The sequence below is a fragment of the Saprospiraceae bacterium genome, assembly GCA_026129545.1.
In the GTDB taxonomy this organism is placed as follows: domain Bacteria; phylum Bacteroidota; class Bacteroidia; order Chitinophagales; family Saprospiraceae; genus M3007.
Genome location: JAHCHX010000001.1, coordinates 2,449,932 through 2,468,759, shown reverse-complemented (window position 1 = coordinate 2,468,759; position 18,828 = coordinate 2,449,932). Strand labels below are relative to the sequence as shown.

Sequence of the window (18,828 nt, the reverse complement as noted above, 5' to 3'; positions counted from 1 at the left end):
TTTCTAATCTCCGAAAGGGAGAAACATATCCCCCGGCACTTCCATGCTCGTAGGTGGTTCGGGGTGAATCGGGGCCCCATTGAGCACGCGCTCGTACAGCACGAGATAGTCCTGCGCCATGCGGGCCGCGGAGAAATGCTCGCGGGCATATTCGTGGCATTTGGCTCGGTCAAATGTCTCGGCGTGACGCACCGCTTCCACCAACTCGGATTTTTTTACGGATAGGCACCCAAAATCGCAGTAAAAAGCCTCCACCACGCCGTTGCCACTATGGGGCTTTCGACCATTGTCGAGGTGAATTTTTTTGCCCAAGAGTTCGGGCAACGCGCCGTAGGGAGTGCCAAACACCGGGCAGCCGAAATAGAGGCTTTCCGCCACCGCCAGCCCAAAAGGCTCGTGCCAGATGGCCGGGAAAATCAGCCCCTTCGAGCTGTTGAGAAGGGCATTGCGCCCCTCAGGATTGAGCACGCCATGAAATCGGACGTTGGGACTGAGCGTGATGCGCAGGCCCTTGCGAAAGTTGACCCTCGTGCCGCCCACGACGTGCAACCTCGCCCCCACTTTCGACGCGATGTCAATAGCGCCGCGCACGTTTTTGCTGCGCCATGCCGCGTTGCCGAGGAAGTGAAAAAACATTCGGTGATTGCCCATTTCGGGCGAGCCGTATTCCTCGAAATCAATCCCGTGATGCACATATTCGGTGCCACCGTGAAGCCATGCGTGTTTGGCCGACACGAACACCGTGTTGCGGTCGAAGGCGCGTGGTTCTGAGGCATTGCCGTGAAAGGTGGCGAGCCAAGGTTTTGAGATAGGCGACAGCGGCTCACAGTGAAAGTGAACAAGGTCGGTATCGGCGGGAATCTGCTCGTCGAGCGGTTTTTTTTCGTCGTAAGGCAACACTTCCGCAAACGGGCATTTTGAGTCTTTTTTGGCTAAAAAAACCACTTTGTGCCCCATTTTCACTAAGGCTTTGCCCAACCACCAAAGCACGCGCTCCGCATCATCGTAAGTAGTTATTGGGATTTTGCTATCGCTAACCAAGAGAATTTTCATTCAAAGATATTGTGTCAACCCTTTGTGGCAAATGTGCGAATATCTCCCCGGAACGGCGCAACAATAGCAGCGGAAAAATACTCAATTTTGTCCCGCCATGACGTACCGCAAAACGCTCGACTTCCTCTACGCGCAGCTGCCCATGTATCACCGCGTCGGTGCGGCAGCTTTCAAAAAAGATTTGACGAACACCCTCGCATTGTGCGAGCATTTGGGCAACCCACACCGGGCCTTCAAGAGCATCCATGTGGGCGGCACCAATGGAAAAGGCTCGGTGAGCCACCTTTTGGCCGCCGTGTGCCAAGCCGCCGGCCTGAAAACAGGGCTTTACATCAGCCCACACTACAAGGATTTCAGGGAAAGAATCAAAGTCGATGGCCACTACATCGCCCGGCAAGAAGTGGCGGATTTCGTGGCCAACCACCGCGAAGCTATCGAGCGCATCCAACCCTCTTTTTTCGAGCTCTGCGTCGCCATGGCGTTCGACCACTTTGCCCGCCAACGGGTAGATGTGGCCATCATAGAGGTAGGGCTTGGGGGGCGCTTGGACAGCACCAACGTCATAGAGCCGCTGTTGAGCGTGATTACCAACATCAGCTACGACCACCAGAATATGCTCGGCGACACGCTGCCACAAATCGCCTTTGAAAAGGCAGGCATCATCAAGCCTCGCGTTCCCGTCGTCGTGGGGGAGACACACCCGGAGTCCGCCCCTGTTTTTTTGAAAAAAGCCGCCGAGACGGAATCCCCCATCATTTTTGCCGACCAACATTTTCTGGCGGTGGAAAAAAGAAGCGACGCCTGGGGGCATTCCTTCTACGATGTTTTTAAAGACGAAAAACTATACCTCGAAAACTTGGAGATGCAGGCCGCAGGGCCATTTCAGTCGCGCAATCTGGCCACCGCCATTCAAGCTGTGGAAGTGCTGAGCCGCGAGGCGCTACCCCTGCATCTCCATCATCTGCGCGAGGGGTTGCGGCACGTCAGGGAATTTACCCGCTTCATGGGGCGCTGGCAAATCATCGGCACGCGCCCCACCATCCTGTGCGATAGCGCCCACAACGAGGCGGGTCTTCGGCTGGCATTTGAGAAAATCACCGAAGATACCACGCCGCGCCGATTGCACATCGTCACGGGGTTTGTGAATGACAAAGACGTGGACAAGGCGCTGAGGTGTTTTCCCCGCGAGGCTGGTTATTATTTTGCGAAAGCCAACATACCTCGCGGCTTGGACGCGCAAATGCTGCGCGCACGGGCTGCCGCGCACGGGCTGCACGGCAGCGCCTATTCCTCCGTAAAAAACGCTTTGAAAGCCGCCAAACGCGCTGCCGCGCCGGAGGATATGATTGTGGTCATAGGAAGCATTTTCGTGGTGGCGGAAGTGTTGTAGGGCGCGCTATCCAAATTGCTCGCTGAAGTATCGGCGGACGGGTTCCGGCTTGGTGCTTCGCATTTCCTCTTCCAATAGTTTGTCGAAAAGGGGTTTTAGCGATGGGTTGTTTTTCACCTCCTTAATCGCTTCGTCGAAGGAAAAACTCCTCAGCAGGCTTCGGTCAAAATTCGCGTCAATGGCCTCGTCCTTCATCAGGGCGATGGAGCGCACCGTGGCATATCCGTGCCCCGTAAGGCATATTATACCGCCCATCGTCTTGCTATCGGTGTGCGGCGGGAAGTTGAGCATCATGTAGGAGAGCAGGATGGAGCCGCGTCGCGGGTGCGTGGAGATGCAGAGCGTTTGGCTGCGCAGCGCATCACTCACGTTGACCTCTATGAGGCAAACCTGTTCGTTGAAGATGTCGCGGTGATAGTGGCTGGTGTAGCAAGTGCCCTTGTAATACTCGTTGATGTGCAGCACCGATTGCACGATGTTGTAGTCCTCGTCGAAACGCCAAACTCGATAATAACAACCCGCGAGGTAGTCAATCATATCCACGTCGCGGCGCTTTGCCTCCAAAAAATCGAGGCTTATTTCCTCATCCTTTACTTTGAAATTGTATCGGTGGGAAAAAAGATAACGTTTCACGCGCAGCTCCTCCGAAGGGGACATGATGCGGTCTTCGCGAACTAAAATAGCCTCGCAACACATCGGGTAATGGTCCTTGTAGGACGAGACGGCCTGCACGGCGCACAACATAGCCTCTCTTTTCTGAGGCTCATAGCCAGAGCTGATGATGAGCTTCATCTGGTCGCCAGAGTCTTCGTCCGTCAGCATGGCGTGTATTTTCCCACCTACCAAGGTGGCCGTGCCCACATATTCTGGCTCCTGATTCAGGTCGTGAAATCCTTTCTGCTTGATGACGAACGGCTCTTTGCCCCAATCAATCTGCAACGTAAACTCGCGCACATCGTGGCTTCTGTAAGAGTAGAAAAACGCTCGATAATGGGTCACTTGGGTCGTTTGCGACACCCTTGACGCAGCGGCGCTTTTTTGCAAAAAATCTGGGAGGCTGTCGTAGCCGGCGAACATGGCGTAAGCATCCGAATAAGGCTCCTGCAAGGTGCACTCTTTGTTCTTCGCCTTGAAAACTTCCCTGTATTTGTTGTAAAGATTTTGCCCGTTGAAAAAATGCTTGGCATCAATGCCTTCCCTCCACCTGCTCTTGGGGATGTCGCGCTTGAAAATTTTTGTGAGGTAATCAAACACCTCTTCGTCCGTCACCATCGCCTTTTTTAGGCTCATGGCGTTTTCGGGCGCCGCTATCGAGTATTCGTCCACGGGAAAAGGGTCGTGCTCCCGAAAGCCAAAGAAGGCAGAGGCATTTTTTTCGACTTCATTGTAGTCAATCCTGCCCAAATATCGCTCAAGTATTTTGTCGAACAATCGAGTGAATTCGGCAGCGGAGAGTTTTTGTCGGCGAGCCATGAGGAGCAGATGGTTTGCTGGAAAGGGGGTGCTTCTTTTCGAGAAAAGTATTAAACGAAACAGCACTTTGCTAAAAAAGTTCTTGCAAACAAAAGGCATTTATTCCACAAATCGGAAAAAAATTTTGCTTGATATGTGGGACTCAGCCTAGCAAAACAGTTGCGCGAAACAAACAAATTTCTAAAATTTGCCCACTCGAAGGCCTCATGTAGTTTTGTATCATGTTTTTTCGGACAATTATTCTGATTTTTATTGACTTATCGAAACTTCAACATCGGGCGCATCGCCCGATTCTGCCAAACGACACCCTGTTATCCCCAGCCAAGTCCTATTGCCCACTATGCGAGCGAGAGGTGGTTTGAAGGTTCCAATTCGGACGAGCTGCATGAAAGCCGCTTCTCTGCTCGCGCTTGTCGAAGGTTTGTTGTGGAAGAGCAGTGTTTTTCCGACAAAATGCTGAAATTTCTGACAAGCAGAGAATTTTCGCAACTTTGAAGCGCCTTCGGGAACACAACATTATGTCCCCGATGTTTGACAAAACATCATGTCGCGGCAAGCACGGGTTAATCCAAGAAAAAGCCCATGAGCGCAAATGAAAAAGACCCGCTTTTAAGGGTGCGCCAACACCGAAAAAAGCAGGTCTCATCCTTTCACCGAAACCCCGCATATTGGGGCAGCAGTTGATAATAGCGCACAAAAATACTTGCTGTCTGCACATTTAGTGCTTTGCGGGGCGAAAAATTTTCAAGCCATGCCGTCCCTCTACCGTATCCCACCTTAAGCACCTTTTCCCTACGCCTTTTCGCCTTTTTGCAGCCCTCGGCGCCTACGTTGGTCGCGGGTCGAGGCTGCTGTCGAATGGCTTCCGGCCAATGCCTGCCGTCAATTAGCCCTTTCAACGATGCGCGAGCGACGTTGGCCTCCACGCCTTTGCCCCGAAAGACCGGGCAAAAACCTTTCTCCACTTTCAAACACACAACCAAACCATGCGAGCATTAGCCTTCCTCTTTCAAATTGCTGTGTGCCTGCTGCTGATTTTTCACTACTTGACCTGCGCCACACAACATTGCCCACCCACGCAAGAGCAATCCTTCAAGGAGCTCGAACTGAACAGCAGCCGCTACCACCACCATTGCGTCACCGTGACCGGAAAAGTCATTGACAAACTGGCTTTCGTTGTACTGAACCTCTACTACCTGCGCGACACAGAAGGAAACACACTGATGGTCACTGTGCCATTCGATGCGCCGATGCCCTCTATGGGCGACGAGCTTGAAGTCAGCGGCCAATTGAGCGAGTTTTTCAACATCAGCGATATATGGAACCCGTGGGTGATAGTCGAAACGAACCGAAACGTGACAAAAAGAAACGTGACAAAGCCCGCAGCACCCACTGAGAGACGAGAGGGCGGAACGCCTATCTTGCCTTATTGACTATCGGGGGCCTATCCGAACATGTCGCTTGCGGGTAGGCCCCATTCAGCCGGACAAAATTTCTCACTTCAATCACAACTCAGCCATGAATGACATCACAATTTGGATGGTGGGGGGCGTGATGCTATTTTTGATAGCCCCCCTGCTATCGTGGATAGGCAACCTCAAAAACCAACTTGACAGGTCGGAAATGGAGCGAAAGATGGAGCAAGAACGCCACCGTAGAGAATTGGAGGAAAAGGAACAACAACTGAGCAAGGCACGCAGCGTGCCGTTTCGCACGAAACTGATATTCTCCGTGATGCTCAGTGGTATTGCCAAACAGATGTTTGATGAGCCTTTCATTGTTGTCGGGGTATTGGCATCCACCTTGCTCGCCATGATTTTTGACGGTTTCGATGCCTGATACTTCGAAGGATATGCCACGGGCTGCCTTGGGGCCTCATTTGAAAAAACACCTTTGTTAGCTGGGATTTGTCAGTTCACCATGATTGCTCTCCTCGATTTTGAACAGATGCTGCGCGAAGTAGAGGATGGTTCGTTGGGAGCACGAAACCCGGACGTGTTTTCAAACAATGAAGCCCACCGAGGCAGCCCGAATTATTTCCGTTCAGCCGCCTCGCCGCTCACCAGGTTTCCGAAAAAAATAGCATTGGCAAACATCCGGTTGGTACCGTACCAAAAAGCGCGGAAATTCGGATTCCCCGCAAAGCACACCACGCGCCCTCTGCCGAGACTCCCCACCGTGACCGCCGCCGACTGGGCCACCAAGGGCTGCTGTTTGGGATGTATGTACCCTGCCAGCAAAGGGTTGGCGGTAAATACGGCGGGGGTGGCGTAGGGGTTTTTGGTGGTCTCGACGAAAAGCGTGTCGCTCAGGAACATGGGCAATCGCGGGCTTTCGTAGCCGAAGCATACGGGATGCGTCAAGTCAAGTTCCGCCTCAAAAATAGAGCCTGCCATGCGCCGTGCGCCCCGGTCGTCGCCCACCATATCGTATGGGCGGCGAGCGGGTTGGTCGTAAGTGGCGTTGCGGAATTCAAGCCCCACAAGACCGGCGCTTTTGAGCCACCGCAATGCTCCCCCTACCGCTACCACCGTGCCGCCATTGCTGGCAAACTCGCGGATTTTATCGGAAAAAACGCCTTTGCTGTAAGTGCCGCTGGGCAGTATCACGACGTTGTATTTCAACAGGTTGAGTTCTGAAAAACGCTCCGTGTTCACCATAGTGACCGGCAGGGCGTAGCGGGTGTCGAGCAGATGCCAAATCTCCCCAGCCGACTCGGGAGTGATGCCTTCGCCAGTCAACATCAGCACCTTGGGCTGACGCACCGCAGGGAAATTGCTGCTGCCCAAATCGGGGCCATCTGAGGCCATGCCGTTGGCGACGGGGAAAACGGGTAGCACGCTGCCGAGCTCGTTCATGCGTCGAAGAAGCGAGTCCTCGTCGAGCGGTTGTTTCTCCGCCGGCACCACAAGGCTGCCAGCAGCGAAACGCCGTCCGCCCACCTCGAAAGGCTTCATGGCCACTTTCACCCGAATGCCCTCCTTGAGCAATTGACTCAACACCATCGGCAATTCGTAGCCCACCGCTCCCACGACGTAGGCATAAGCAGGCGTGGCCATGCGCGAAACCCCATAGCGCGAGGTCAGACCCACCCCCGCTTGTTGGCTCACCCAACGCGGGTCAAAATCCTTGCTCTTCACCGCCGCCCAATCCACGCCGAAGGCATCGGGCAGCGTCCAAGCCGATATGTCGTAGAAAACACTGTCCTGAAAGTTGGTGCGCCGCTCAAAAATGGCTTTCACGAGGCGATACTGTGCTTGTTCGCACGGCACCCAGAAAGCGTTGCCTGCCTCGTAAGCGCGCCCCTCTACCACTGCTTTTCCTGCCAAGTTGCGCACCTCTATTCGGTGGCGCATCAGCAGGTTGAGCAGCTCGCGCCCCGGCAAGTCGCGGTTGTCGGCAAATAGATACCCTTTCACCTCGTCCTTCCGCGCCGCCTCGATGGCTGTTTTGTAAAAATCGCGGAGGTATTCGTTCAATTCGACACGCATCTCACCCACAGCCTTCAAAGTGGAAAGAGAGGCCAATACTTGGTTTTTGATGGAATAAGGAAAAGTCAGCAAGCCATTGTCGGTTTCTTGCGCACTGCCTCGGCTGCTGGCCTGTTCGAACAAAATGCCGATGCTGCCCTGCACGTCGGGATAGGTAGAACCCTTTCCATAGTAGAAATCGTCGAAGCTTTCCTTGGTGTAAAACAGCACCCGATGCTCTGAAAGAAGCCGCGCGTGGTAGGTCGCTATTTTGGCGGTCAGCTCCTGATTTTTGTCGGGCGTGAGCGGATGGACGCGGGAGGGGATGCCGGGCTGGAAAAAGAAAGTGGCGTTACTGCCCATTTCGTGGTGGTCGGTCAGCACATTGGGGCGCCATGCTTGGAAGAGCGCCACACGCCCGCCACTTTCGGGCTGTTGGGCCACGAGCCAGTCGCGATTGAGGTCGAACCAGTAATGGTTGTAGCGTCCACGCGGCCAGGGTTCGTTGAATTCGTCGCCTGCTGGGTCGGCAGAGCCATGCAAACTGCGTCGGCTGTTGACCCAAGAGGAGAACCGCTGCAAGCCATCGGGATTGAAGCAGGGGTCGAGTAGGATGACCGTGTTGAGCAGCAATTGTTCCACTTCCGTGCTTTGCGCCGCGGCGAGGTGGTAGGCCACAAGCAAGGCGGCATTGCTGCCGCTGGCCTCGTTGCCATGAATGGAGTAGCCCATGTAATTCACCGCCGGCAAGCTTTTCGCATCCAATTTCCCGCTCTGAGAAGGGTCGGCCAATTGACCGCGCACCGTTTTGATTTCCTCCAATCGAGCGTGATTGCTGGCATCCGTGATGAAAAGACACAGCAGAGGCCGCCCTTCGTGCGAACGCCCATATTCTTGCAAGGCCACGCGCTCGCTCGTTCTGGCCAATTCGCGCATATAGCCAACCAATTGGTCGTGGCTGACGTGCCACTCACCCGGTTCCCATCCGAGGTAGGACGCCGGGGTTGGAATAGCGGGGTTGTAGTTTGCCTTAGGCAAATAATAGCCAAGAGAAGGGCCGTTTTGGGCAAAAACCGGGCAGCATGAAGCCACAAAACCCAACAGCAGAATGGCAGCAGAAAGCCGCAGAGCAGCAAGTTTTTCCATCAAAAAATCAATTTGGGGGGGAATGTACGGCAAATTTGAAGCATCATTTTTCATCTTCGCCCCTGCAAAACTTCCGAGTCACGACCATGCAAGCCACCTTCACCCGTCAAGAGAAACAATTCACAGCCGACCTTTCGCAACCAATAGACTTGTCCATTTTGCTTAGGGAGGGACTGGAAAACGTCAACTGTTTTCACGCGCCGCCCGTGGAATACTGGCCAGTGGTGGCGGGTGATTTTGTGGGCAGCACGGCGCAAGGTGGGCTGCTCAATTTTTTCAACGTTCGCTTCAACCCGCATGGCAACGGCACGCACACCGAGTGCGTCGGGCACATCGCCCAAGAACGTTATGTGCTGCGCGACTGTCTGCTTGAATCACATTTTTGGGCAAAATTGGTGAGCGTTTACCCGCAAAAAACTGACGGTGGCGACCGCGTGATTTTTCGCGCACAACTCGAATCGCTGTTTGAAAAAAACGAAGCGGAAGCACTCATTGTCAGAACCTTGCCCAACGACGAGTTGAAGACGCGCACCAACTACTCCGGTGCGAACCCGCCTTATTTGCATCACGAAGCGGCCAACTATCTGGTGGAATGTGGGGTGCAGCACCTTCTGCTTGATTTGCCTTCCGTTGACCGCGAGGAAGACGGCGGCCAACTGCTGGCGCATCGGGCGTTCTGGCAATATCCCTCCACGGCCATCCGCAAGCACTGCACCATCACGGAGTTGATATATGCGCCCAACGAAGTCAAGGACGGTTTTTACCTGTTGAATCTGCAAACCGCATCGTTCGATTTGGACGCAAGCCCGTCGAGACCCATTCTTTTTCGATGCGCTGTCTCGCCCTAAAATAATTTCCGGGGCCAAGAGAACCCTCTTGCCCTCGACCCAAACGTTAATTTTTTAACAGCCCGTCATTCTTTGGAAAAATCCTCGCGCAAATGGACTTTGCCCTCCGTGCCACCCAAAGCAGAGGGGTGGAAAACAACCGCGTGTTTGATTCGCTTTTGAAATATCATTTTGCGAATAGAGAAAACAAAGCCCGTGTTCAAAATCCTGAGTGGCAGTTGCATGGGCGTTTCGGAAGATGATTTGGGTCGCGAAAACAACATCGCTGCGCCTCCACGCTTCGTCGAATACCCTTGCCCGCAGGCTATGCCGTTTGTTTGCAAAACTTTAACTTCAAAATCTTAACCGTTTTTAACTTTCTCTTAACGCCCGTCGTTACTTTTGCCTCGCCTTAGTGCAAAGGCACTTTCACGCCGAATGCCAGTGGTGAGGCAAATTTTTGAGGTACGACGCTCACGCATTGGGAATCAGTACGAAATGAGGCAAAAACATACAATTGATGTGCTGATTCCTGCTTGGAACGAGGAAGAAGCCCTCCCGTTGGTGTTGGCAGCCCTTCCGAAAACATGGGTGCGACAGGTGGTGGTGTGCGACAACGGCTCCACCGACCGCACGGCGGAAGTGGCAAAAGCGGCAGGCGCACACCTGGTAAGTCAACCCGAACGAGGCTACGGAAATGCCTGCCTCGCCGGGATGCGTTACTTGCAAAGCCTACCCCCGTCCGAACAGCCCGAAATAGTAGTGTTCTTGGATGGAGACTATTCAGACTACCCGGAAGAGTTGCCCAAAGTGGTTGCTCCGATTTTGACAGCGGGGATGGATATGGTCATCGGTTCGCGGCGATTGGGAGGCATGGAAAAAGGCGCAATGACCTTCCCGCAGCGATTTGGCAACTGGCTCGCACCGCTGCTCATCCGATGGTTTTATGGCTATCGGTTTAGTGACTTGGGGCCGTTTCGGGCGATTCGATGGGACAAATTGAAAGCGTTGGGGATGCGCGACCGCAATTTTGGCTGGACGGTGGAAATGCAAATCAAGGCTGCCAAGCAAAAATTGCGCTGCACTGAAGTCCCCGTCAGCTATCGCAAAAGAGCTGCGGGGCACAGCAAGGTTTCCGGCACGGTGAAGGGAGCGATTTTGGCCGGATGGAAGATTGTGACGACCATTTTCAAATACCTTTTTTGATTGACGAATTACGATTGACGAATTACGATTGGTGATGTCTTGCGAAGTTCTTTTCAATGTGAAAACTCATCGCTTCCGAAATCAACAATCTATGACGATACTCGGACACTTCGGAACATTCGTAAATCCAAAATCCCAAATCCAAAATCCCAAATCGCAAATCAACTTCCTACCTACACACAACACATCCTAAACTTAATATGTACGGTCTTCATTCGCTCTTCGAAGCATTCAAGTATCAGGCTTTCGTTGATTTTGGCTACCTGATGCTCCTCATTTACTTTCTCGCCATGAGCGGCGTGACCATTTACGCGCTCCTGCAATTTCATTTGTTGTATCTCTACAAGCGGTTCCACAAGGAAAACCCGAAGATTCAATACAAACAATACGGCCCACAAGACGAGAATGCACCTTTCGTGACCGTGCAACTCCCGATGTACAATGAAATGTATGTCGCAGAGCGCATCATTGACTATGTGGCCGCGCAGGAGTATCCGAAAGACAAATTTGAAATCCAGATACTCGACGACTCCACCGACGAGACGGTTGGCATCGTGGCAGCCAAAGTGGCCGAGTACAAAGCCAAAGGGTTCAACATCGAGCACATCCACCGCGTCAATCGCCAGGGCTACAAGGCTGGCGCGTTGCAAGAGGCCATGCCCAAAGCTAATGGCGACTTTATCGCCATTTTTGATGCCGATTTCACCCCGCGTCCCGATTTTCTGCGCACCACTATGGCCTATTTTGAAGACCCAAAAGTAGGCATCGTGCAAACGCGTTGGGAGCACATCAACGCCGACCACAGCATGTTGACCAAATTGCAGGCACTGCAATTGAACGTCCATTTCACGGTAGAGCAGGCTGGCCGCTCCTACGGCAACCTGCTGCTCCAGTTCAACGGCACGGCAGGCGTGTGGCGCAAAAACGTCATCAACGAAGCTGGCGGCTGGCAAAGCGACACGCTCACGGAAGACCTTGATTTGAGCTTTCGCGCCCAAATCATGGGCTATAAAATCCAGTATCTGGAAAAACTCGGCAGCCCGGCCGAGCTGCCCGAAGACATGAACGCCTTGAAAGGCCAACAATTCCGCTGGAACAAAGGCGGCGCGCAAAACGTGCGCAAGCTGTTAAAGCTCGTGTGGAACACCAACAAACTCACCGGCATCCAAAAAATGCACGCCATCAGCCAACTGTTGGCCTACGGCGTGTTCTTGTGGGTGTTTATCGCCGCGGTGAGCAGCATACCGCTCGCATTTGCCTTCCAGCAATTGGGCATCTCCACGCACTTCCTTTCGTTCTCGGTGTTGGGCCTTTTCTCCGTGGCGGCCATTTCATACACCGCCAATATCACGGCTGCGCTCAACCGCACCGCACCGCCCACCTTCTGGGAAAAAGTACGCTTTTTTGGCCTGTTCATTTCCTTTTTGCCCATGTCGCTCGGGTTGTCGCTTTACAATGCCGTCGCCGTCATCGAAGGGCTGCGTGGCAAAGTGTCGGCGTTCGTGCGCACCCCCAAATATGGCTCCACTGACCAGCAACCGGCAAGCACGCAAAAAGCAGCGTACAAGGCCAAGAAAATCTCTTGGGTCACTATCGCCGAAGGCATCATGGCGTTGGTGTTTGCAGCGGCTGCCGTGGTCGGCATCGTGACGGACAACACGGCGTTCATTCTCTTCCATTCGATGTTGTCGTTTGGCTTCGCCACCATCTTCTACTACTCATTGAAACACCTGCGGTTGCGTTGATTGACAAAACAACCATTTTTTGAGCTATTCAGCATATCAAAGCCCTGCCCGGTTTTCTCGGAGCAGGGCTTTTTTCTTGGAAGTTTTTGTTCCTTTGCCACCATAGTCAGACAAGAGAAATCTCATTGAATTGCAGCGCACCTAACCTTGCAATTGATTTTCAATGGCACGACAACGTCTGATAGCTATATGGTACCCAATGGTTGCGCGGGCCATTCCGAAAAAACAACCCCAATTCGGGTCATCTCACACACGCGAATGACTAATCGCATCCAACCCGCTTCACTTGTCCACCACAACAAGTCCATTCTAAAACCCTCCTACTTATGCGACCCAACGATTTTGTCAAAGCGTATCTGCCCTATGCCCTGGAAACCGAAGCCGCCACAGGCATCAGCGCCGCCGCCATACTCGCCCAAGCAGCCTTGGAAAGCGGCTGGGGCGAAAAAGCTCCCGGCAATATGTTTTTTGGGGTGAAAGACCCCGACAAAGGCAAGACAGGCAAAGGCCAGCTCATCGTCACCACCGAGTATCTCAAAAACCCGAACGCGCACCACCTGTTCCCGGAAGTGATTTCGGTGGTGTGGAGCGACAAGTTCAACAAATGGAAATACACGGTGCGCGACTGGTTTCGCAAGTTCGACACGCCTGCGGGCAGTTTTCTCGAACACGCCCATTTGTTCTTGAAAAACCCGCGCTACGCGCAGGCGGTCGCCAACGGCAAAGACCCGGAGCGGTTTTTCCGCGAGGTGCAAAAGGCGGGCTATGCCACCGCACCCAACTATGCCGACGTGCTGATAGCCGTCGCCCGCACCGTTCAGCGCAACATGCCTAGCGAGTTTGAAAGCGCAAACACTGGCGATGCCGACTTCCCCATGCTGCCGGGCGAAGAGGAAATGTGGATGTATATGCCGCATTCCGAATCGGAGTGAATGCCCCCCAATTTTTGCTTATCTCTTGCCAAATCCGCACAATCTCCATTTTCATAAATGAGGGATGAGATACATTCGCCCGCACTTGAAGGAGCGGAACGTGTGTGTGTTCCCGTCATTTTCCCTTCGTGTCTTTTTATCCAAATCAACACTTTCCCATGTTTAGAAAGTTTACCACTACCCTACTGTTGCTGCTCGCTGTGGTCGGCGCAGCCCAAGCACAAGCCCTTTGGTCAGAAATAGCGGAAGAAAAAATTCCGCTCTTCGGCGAACGCCGCATTGTGCCTCAAACTTACCGCACCGTCCGGCTCGACCCAACGGCGCTCCAACCGCTCCTCACGGCCGCCCCAGAGCGTTTTACCGCCGCCGCCGCCAAAACGAGCGACCAGCCCATCATCAGCATACCCATGCCCAATGGCAAGGCGAGCCGGTTTCGACTTACCGAATCGCCCGTAATGGCACCCGAACTGCAAGCAAAATTCCCAGAGATACGCACCTACACAGGTCACGGCATTGACGACCCGACGGCCTTGCTCAAATGCGACTGGACACCACACGGCTTTCACGCCATGGTGATTTCCCCGCTGCACAGCACCGTGTTCGTGGACCCTTACAGCCACGGCGACACCGAGCATTACACCGTTTATTTCAAAAAAGATTATTTACCCCAAAAAAACGACGCGCCGTTTGTGTGCGAAACGCCCGACGAGGACTGGCAGGAGATTACCCTCAACGAGAGCAGCGCAAAATTGCAAGGCGACTGCCAGCTGCGCCGCTATCGCTTGGCTTTGGCTTGCACAGGTGAATATGCCATATTTCACGGCGGCACCACCCAATTGGCCCTTGCAGCCATGAACACCACGATGAACCGCGTGAATGGCGTGTATGAGAACGACTTTGCCATCACGATGCAAATCATCGCCAACAACAACCTGATTGTTTATCTCAACCCGAGTACCGACCCCTACACCAACGGCAACGCCAGCACCATGCTCGGCCAAAACCAGACGAACATCACCAACGTCATCGGTGCGGCCAATTATGACATCGGTCATGTGTTTGGCACCAACAGCGGCGGCGTGGCAAACTTGGGCGTGGTGTGCAACAACAACAACAAGGCACGCGGCGTCACAGGGTCAGGCGCACCCATCGGCGACCCGTTCGACATTGACTATGTGGCACACGAAATGGGACACCAGTTTGGCGGCTCACACACGTTCAACGGCACTGCCAGCTCATGCAGCGGCAACGGCAGCGCCGCCAGCGCCATGGAACCCGGCAGCGGCAGCACCGTCATGGCCTATGCGGGCATCTGCGGCGCGCACAATGTGCAGGCTAACAGCGACGACTACTTTCATGCACGCAGTATCCAGCAAATAGGCACGTTTGCCGTGACAGGCACTGGCAACAACTGCCCCGTGAAAATCAACACGGGCAACAACAATCCCTCCGTGAATGCCGGCCCAGACTACATCATCCCAAAATCCACGCCTTTCGCACTCACGGCAACAGGTAGCGACCCCGACGGCGATGCCCTCACCTACTGCTGGGAACAAATAGATGCCGCATTGGGCACGACCAACCCGCCTGCCGCCACGAACGCCACCGGGCCAATGTTCCGCTCCTTCAAGCCAGTAGCATCACCCACTCGATGGTTCCCGCGTCTGACGGATCTGGTGTCGAACACCAACTATGCTTGGGAAAGACTGCCCGGTGTGGCACGCACCCTGACATTCAGAGTAGTATTGCGCGACAACAACCCGAACGGCGGATGCACCGCCGAGGACGACGCGGTGCTCACAGTAACTGACGCAGCAGGCCCCTTCCTCGTGACCGAACCCAACACCAACGTGGTCTGGTATGTAGGCGAAACCAAGACCGTCACTTGGGATGTGGCCAACACCAATGCCGCCCCGGTGAACTGCGCCAACGTGCGCATCCTGCTCTCCACCGATGGAGGGTTCAACTATCCCATCGTGTTGGCGGCTTCTGCGCCCAACACCGGCTCGGCCAATGTGACAGTGCCCGACAACCTGTCGAACACCTGCCGCGTGAAAGTGGAGGCCATAGGCAATATCTTCTTTGACATCTCGAATCAAAATTTCCGCATCGAGCTGCCGCCCTCACCGACATTCTCGCTAAGCACTTCTGCCAACACGTTGCAGGCTTGCGCGGGCGAAACGGCTTCCTTCACCGCCAACGTCGCTTCCATTTTGGGCTTCGACGACCCGGTGAACCTCGTGGTCACGGGTGCCCCAGCAGGCGCATCGGTCACGATTGCTCCCAATCCTGCCACGCCCCCGGGTGTCGCCACCATTGCTATTGACAATATCACCCCCGACATGGCGGGCAACTACACCTTGACCTTGGAAGCCACTTCCGGCCCCATCGTGCAGAGCGCGGATGTGTTGCTGAGCATCCTGCCGGGCGCTCCGGCAGGTGCCCTAGCCAACAGTCCTTCCGACGGCAGTTCGGGGTTGCCGCTCAATGTGAACCTTGAATGGGATGCCGTGCCATTTGCACAAAGCTATATCGTGGAAGTAGCCACAAATCCGTCCTTTGAAATAGGCGCGATAGTACAATTGGCGATGCTCAACAACGCAGGTTTGCAGACCACAACGCTCCAGTCGGGAACGGTTTATTACTGGCGCCTGAAAACGACCAACGACTGCGGAGAGAGTGAATACTCCCCTGTGTATGCCTTCCAAACAGGCAATTTGACGTGCGGCCAAGTGTTCAGCAGCACGGATGTGCCAAAAACAATAGATGCCAATAGCATCAACACCGCCATATCGGCACTCAACGTCGTATCGGACAAAGCCATAGCCGATGTGGACGTGGCTATGGTGGCCAGCCACACCTATGTCGGTGATTTGGATGCCAGATTGGTGTCGCCGACCAACGACACGACCGTCCTGTTCGACCGGCCCGGTGTGCCAGCCACGCAGTTCGGATGTTCGGGCGACAATTTAGCCTTGATATTCAACGACAACGCGCCACAAACCGCCGCGCAGTTGGAATCAATGTGCAACACGATTCCGCCCGCGTTGAGCGGCGAGTTCCAGCCCATCACCCCGCTTGCCGTCGTGAATGGCAAAGACGCGCAAGGGGAATGGCAGCTGCTGGTGCGCGACAACTTTGCCGACGATGGCGGCAGCATTGTGGCGTGGAGCCTCACCTTCTGTTTTGCGGAAGAGGTACCAACAGGCGTTTTGTCTTCAAACAATCCCCTCTCCGTGCCAGCAGGTGGCAATGGGGTGATTAACGAAGCACATCTGTCAATTTCGCTTTCCGGCGACGAGGAGCAAGGGAAATTCGTGCTGTTAAGCCTGCCGCAACATGGTGCCTTGTCCCTGAATGGTGCCCCATTGGGCATTGGCGGCTCCTTCACGCAAGCCGACATCAACGCTGGGCTGGTCGTCTACACGCACAGCGGCGATGCGGCCACCTCCGACGCATTCCAGTTCGATGCGATTGACCTCAACGACTTTGCTTGGGTGCACAACGCCACGTTTAACATCATTATCATTCAGAACGACCTTGCGGCCACACTCGCCCAAACGCAAGCCATTCTGTGTCACAACGATGCCAACGGTCAAATCACCGTCAGCGCATCCGGGCTTGATGGGCAATACCTCTACAGCCTCAATGGCGGACCCAACCAATCCTCCAACGTGTTCAGCGGACTTGCGGCGGGCAATTACACCGTCGTAGTGACGGGACAGTTTGGCTTTACCGCGACCACCAATTCCGTTGTCCTCAACAACCCGCTCCCACTCACCGCCAGCAACAACGTGGTGGACGCTCAAATAACGGTGAACGCAACGGGCGGCACGGGGGCACTGGAATACAGCCTCGACGGGGATGACTATCAGCCCTCCAACGTCTTTGAGGACATGGCTAATGGTGTGTACACCATCATCGTGCGCGATGCCAATGGCTGCACCACCACGACTCAGGCCATCGTAGCCGTGAATACGCTGCTGGCGACTTTGAGCGTGCAAACACCCATCAGCTGCTTTGGTGGCAACAATGGTGTCATCGCCGTCACCATCGGTGGTGGGCAAGCGCCGTTTGAATACAGCCTGAACGGTGGCCCTTCCCAACCGGAAAACATCTTCTCCGGTTTGGCCGCAGGTGACTACACCGTCGTGGTGAGTGATAGTGAGGGCTTCACTGCCAGCACCAATCTCTTGACTTTGACAAACCCCTCTGCCATCACCGCCAGCGCCAACGCCAACCTGAACACGATTACCGTGACCGCTGCTGGCGGCACCGGGCAGCTTCAATACAGCCTTGACGGGACGCTTTTCCAGAGCGCCAACACATTTGGAAACTTGCCCAACGGCGATTACACGGTGACTGTGCGCGATGCCAATGGTTGCACCGCCACCACACAAGTCACTGTGGATGTGCCAGCCTTGGATATCGTCGCGCTCAATCCGAACACAGGCATCTTGTGTTTCGGCGCGGCGACCGGCACCCTTGAGGTGCTTGCCACGGGTGGTATCCCTCCTTATCAGTATGCGCTTAATGGAGGTGCGTTCCATAGCAGCAATGTCTTCACCAATCTGGGTGTCGGCCCCCACGTCGTGGTCGTGCGCGATGCCATCGGAAACGAAGTAGTCTCGCAGGAATTTGTCTTCCCACAGCCACCAGCCTTAGTGGTGACGGTGGAGGTGGATGGCAACGATGCTGACATCATGATAAGCGGCGGCACTCCTCCATATACCTATACCTTCAATGGCCCGGTGCCACCTGTCAACCTGCCCAACGGCACTTACAACCTGACAGCTACCGATGCAAATGGCTGCACAGCCACTACCTCCTTCACAATAGATGTGCCCCCGCTTGCCGCCACTGTGGAAGTCGTCGGCACCGACCCTTGTGCGCCCTCCGTCACCATTGAGGTCACAGCGACTGGTGGAGAAGGCCCTTATGAGTATTCGCTCAACAACGAGCCGTTCCAGAGCAGCAATGTCTTTACCATCTTCTCCGGGCAAAACACGGTGCGCGTTCGAGACGTGACCGGCACCATTATCCAAGTCCCCGTCACTGTTACCTTCCCCACGCCCGTGGAGGTGACTGCCGTTGCCACGGGCGATACCATTGTGGCATCGGGTGCGTTCGGCAATCCGCCCTATCAGTACAGCCTTGACGGGGTGGCGTTCCAGATGTCCAACATTTTCCCCAACCTGCCCAACGGAACCTACACCGTCACGGTGAAGGACGCAGCGGGTTGCACGAATACTGTCGAGGTGGAAATCAACGTCATTGGCACGGTAGAGCCAAGCGCCGTGTGGGGCCTTGTGGTGTCGCCCAACCCAAGCACGGGCCTATTCCGCGTAGCGATGGAGCATGCGCCAGCCACGCTTCGGGCGGAATTGTTCGACGCTGCCGGGCGCCGCGTCCGCACGCTTGATTTCAACCCGGGTGCAGGTGGTGCGTTCAGCACCCTGCTTGATTTGCAGGACGCACCGCAGGGCATCTATTTGCTGCGCCTGACCGACGGGGTGCAGTGGGGCAGCGTACGCCTGAGCGTGATGCGCTAACGAGATTGCGTGAGAAATGATGGCAAAAAAAAAA

The 18,828-nt window shown here is 54.6% G+C and carries 13 protein-coding genes; 8 read left to right on the top strand and 5 right to left on the bottom strand.

What is annotated here, in order from left to right; translation table 11 throughout:
- Positions 1–3: 3 nt before the first annotated feature.
- Positions 4–1,053: a glycosyltransferase gene (locus KIS77_09405; protein MCW5922550.1), complete on the bottom strand. Its 1,050-nt coding sequence runs from the start codon at positions 1,051–1,053 to the stop codon at positions 4–6.
- Positions 1,054–1,150: 97 nt separating this feature from the next.
- On the opposite strand from KIS77_09405, the gene KIS77_09400 reads away from it, so the two are divergent.
- Positions 1,151–2,443, top strand: coding sequence for a bifunctional folylpolyglutamate synthase/dihydrofolate synthase (locus KIS77_09400; protein ID MCW5922549.1), 1,293 nt, complete (start codon positions 1,151–1,153; stop codon positions 2,441–2,443).
- Between the two features lie 6 nt (positions 2,444–2,449).
- Here the strand turns inward: KIS77_09400 and KIS77_09395 are convergent, their stop codons facing one another.
- The gene (locus tag KIS77_09395; protein MCW5922548.1) at positions 2,450–3,916 is read right to left on the bottom strand and encodes a hypothetical protein; all 1,467 of its coding nucleotides are present in this window, start codon (positions 3,914–3,916) and stop codon (positions 2,450–2,452) included.
- Positions 3,917–4,566: 650 nt separating this feature from the next.
- A complete protein-coding gene (locus tag KIS77_09390) occupies positions 4,567–4,881 on the bottom strand; it encodes a hypothetical protein (protein ID MCW5922547.1) in 315 nt (104 codons plus the stop codon).
- Between the two features lie 21 nt (positions 4,882–4,902).
- On the opposite strand from KIS77_09390, the gene KIS77_09385 reads away from it, so the two are divergent.
- The gene (locus KIS77_09385) at positions 4,903–5,349 is read left to right on the top strand and encodes a hypothetical protein (protein MCW5922546.1); all 447 of its coding nucleotides are present in this window, start codon (positions 4,903–4,905) and stop codon (positions 5,347–5,349) included.
- Positions 5,350–5,434: 85 nt separating this feature from the next.
- Entirely contained in the window at positions 5,435–5,755 is a 321-nt protein-coding gene (locus tag KIS77_09380; protein ID MCW5922545.1) for a hypothetical protein, read from the top strand.
- Positions 5,756–5,949: 194 nt separating this feature from the next.
- Here KIS77_09380 and KIS77_09375 read toward each other — a convergent pair whose 3' ends face one another.
- On the bottom strand, positions 5,950–8,532 hold the full coding sequence (locus tag KIS77_09375; protein MCW5922544.1) for a zinc carboxypeptidase: 2,583 nt from the start codon (positions 8,530–8,532) through the stop codon (positions 5,950–5,952).
- Positions 8,533–8,618: 86 nt separating this feature from the next.
- Here KIS77_09375 and KIS77_09370 point away from each other — a divergent pair, with 86 nt between their 5' ends.
- Positions 8,619–9,380: a cyclase family protein gene (locus KIS77_09370; protein ID MCW5922543.1), complete on the top strand. Its 762-nt coding sequence runs from the start codon at positions 8,619–8,621 to the stop codon at positions 9,378–9,380.
- Positions 9,381–9,445: 65 nt separating this feature from the next.
- Here the strand turns inward: KIS77_09370 and KIS77_09365 are convergent, their stop codons facing one another.
- Positions 9,446–9,604, bottom strand: a complete 159-nt coding sequence (locus KIS77_09365) for a hypothetical protein (GenBank protein ID MCW5922542.1) — start codon at positions 9,602–9,604, stop codon at positions 9,446–9,448.
- A 253-nt stretch (positions 9,605–9,857) separates the two neighbouring features.
- On the opposite strand from KIS77_09365, the gene KIS77_09360 reads away from it, so the two are divergent.
- From KIS77_09360 to KIS77_09345, 4 genes are all read left to right on the top strand, one after another.
- Positions 9,858–10,565 (top strand): glycosyltransferase family 2 protein, encoded by a 708-nt coding sequence (locus KIS77_09360; GenBank protein ID MCW5922541.1) that lies wholly within the window; start codon positions 9,858–9,860, stop codon positions 10,563–10,565.
- Between the two features lie 200 nt (positions 10,566–10,765).
- Positions 10,766–12,310, top strand: a complete 1,545-nt coding sequence (locus KIS77_09355) for a glycosyltransferase (protein MCW5922540.1) — start codon at positions 10,766–10,768, stop codon at positions 12,308–12,310.
- Positions 12,311–12,636: 326 nt separating this feature from the next.
- Complete coding sequence (locus KIS77_09350; GenBank protein MCW5922539.1) at positions 12,637–13,242, top strand: glucosaminidase domain-containing protein; 606 nt, start codon at positions 12,637–12,639, stop codon at positions 13,240–13,242.
- Positions 13,243–13,400: 158 nt separating this feature from the next.
- Positions 13,401–18,794, top strand: a complete 5,394-nt coding sequence (locus KIS77_09345; protein ID MCW5922538.1) for a proprotein convertase P-domain-containing protein — start codon at positions 13,401–13,403, stop codon at positions 18,792–18,794.
- Positions 18,795–18,828 lie beyond the last annotated feature (34 nt).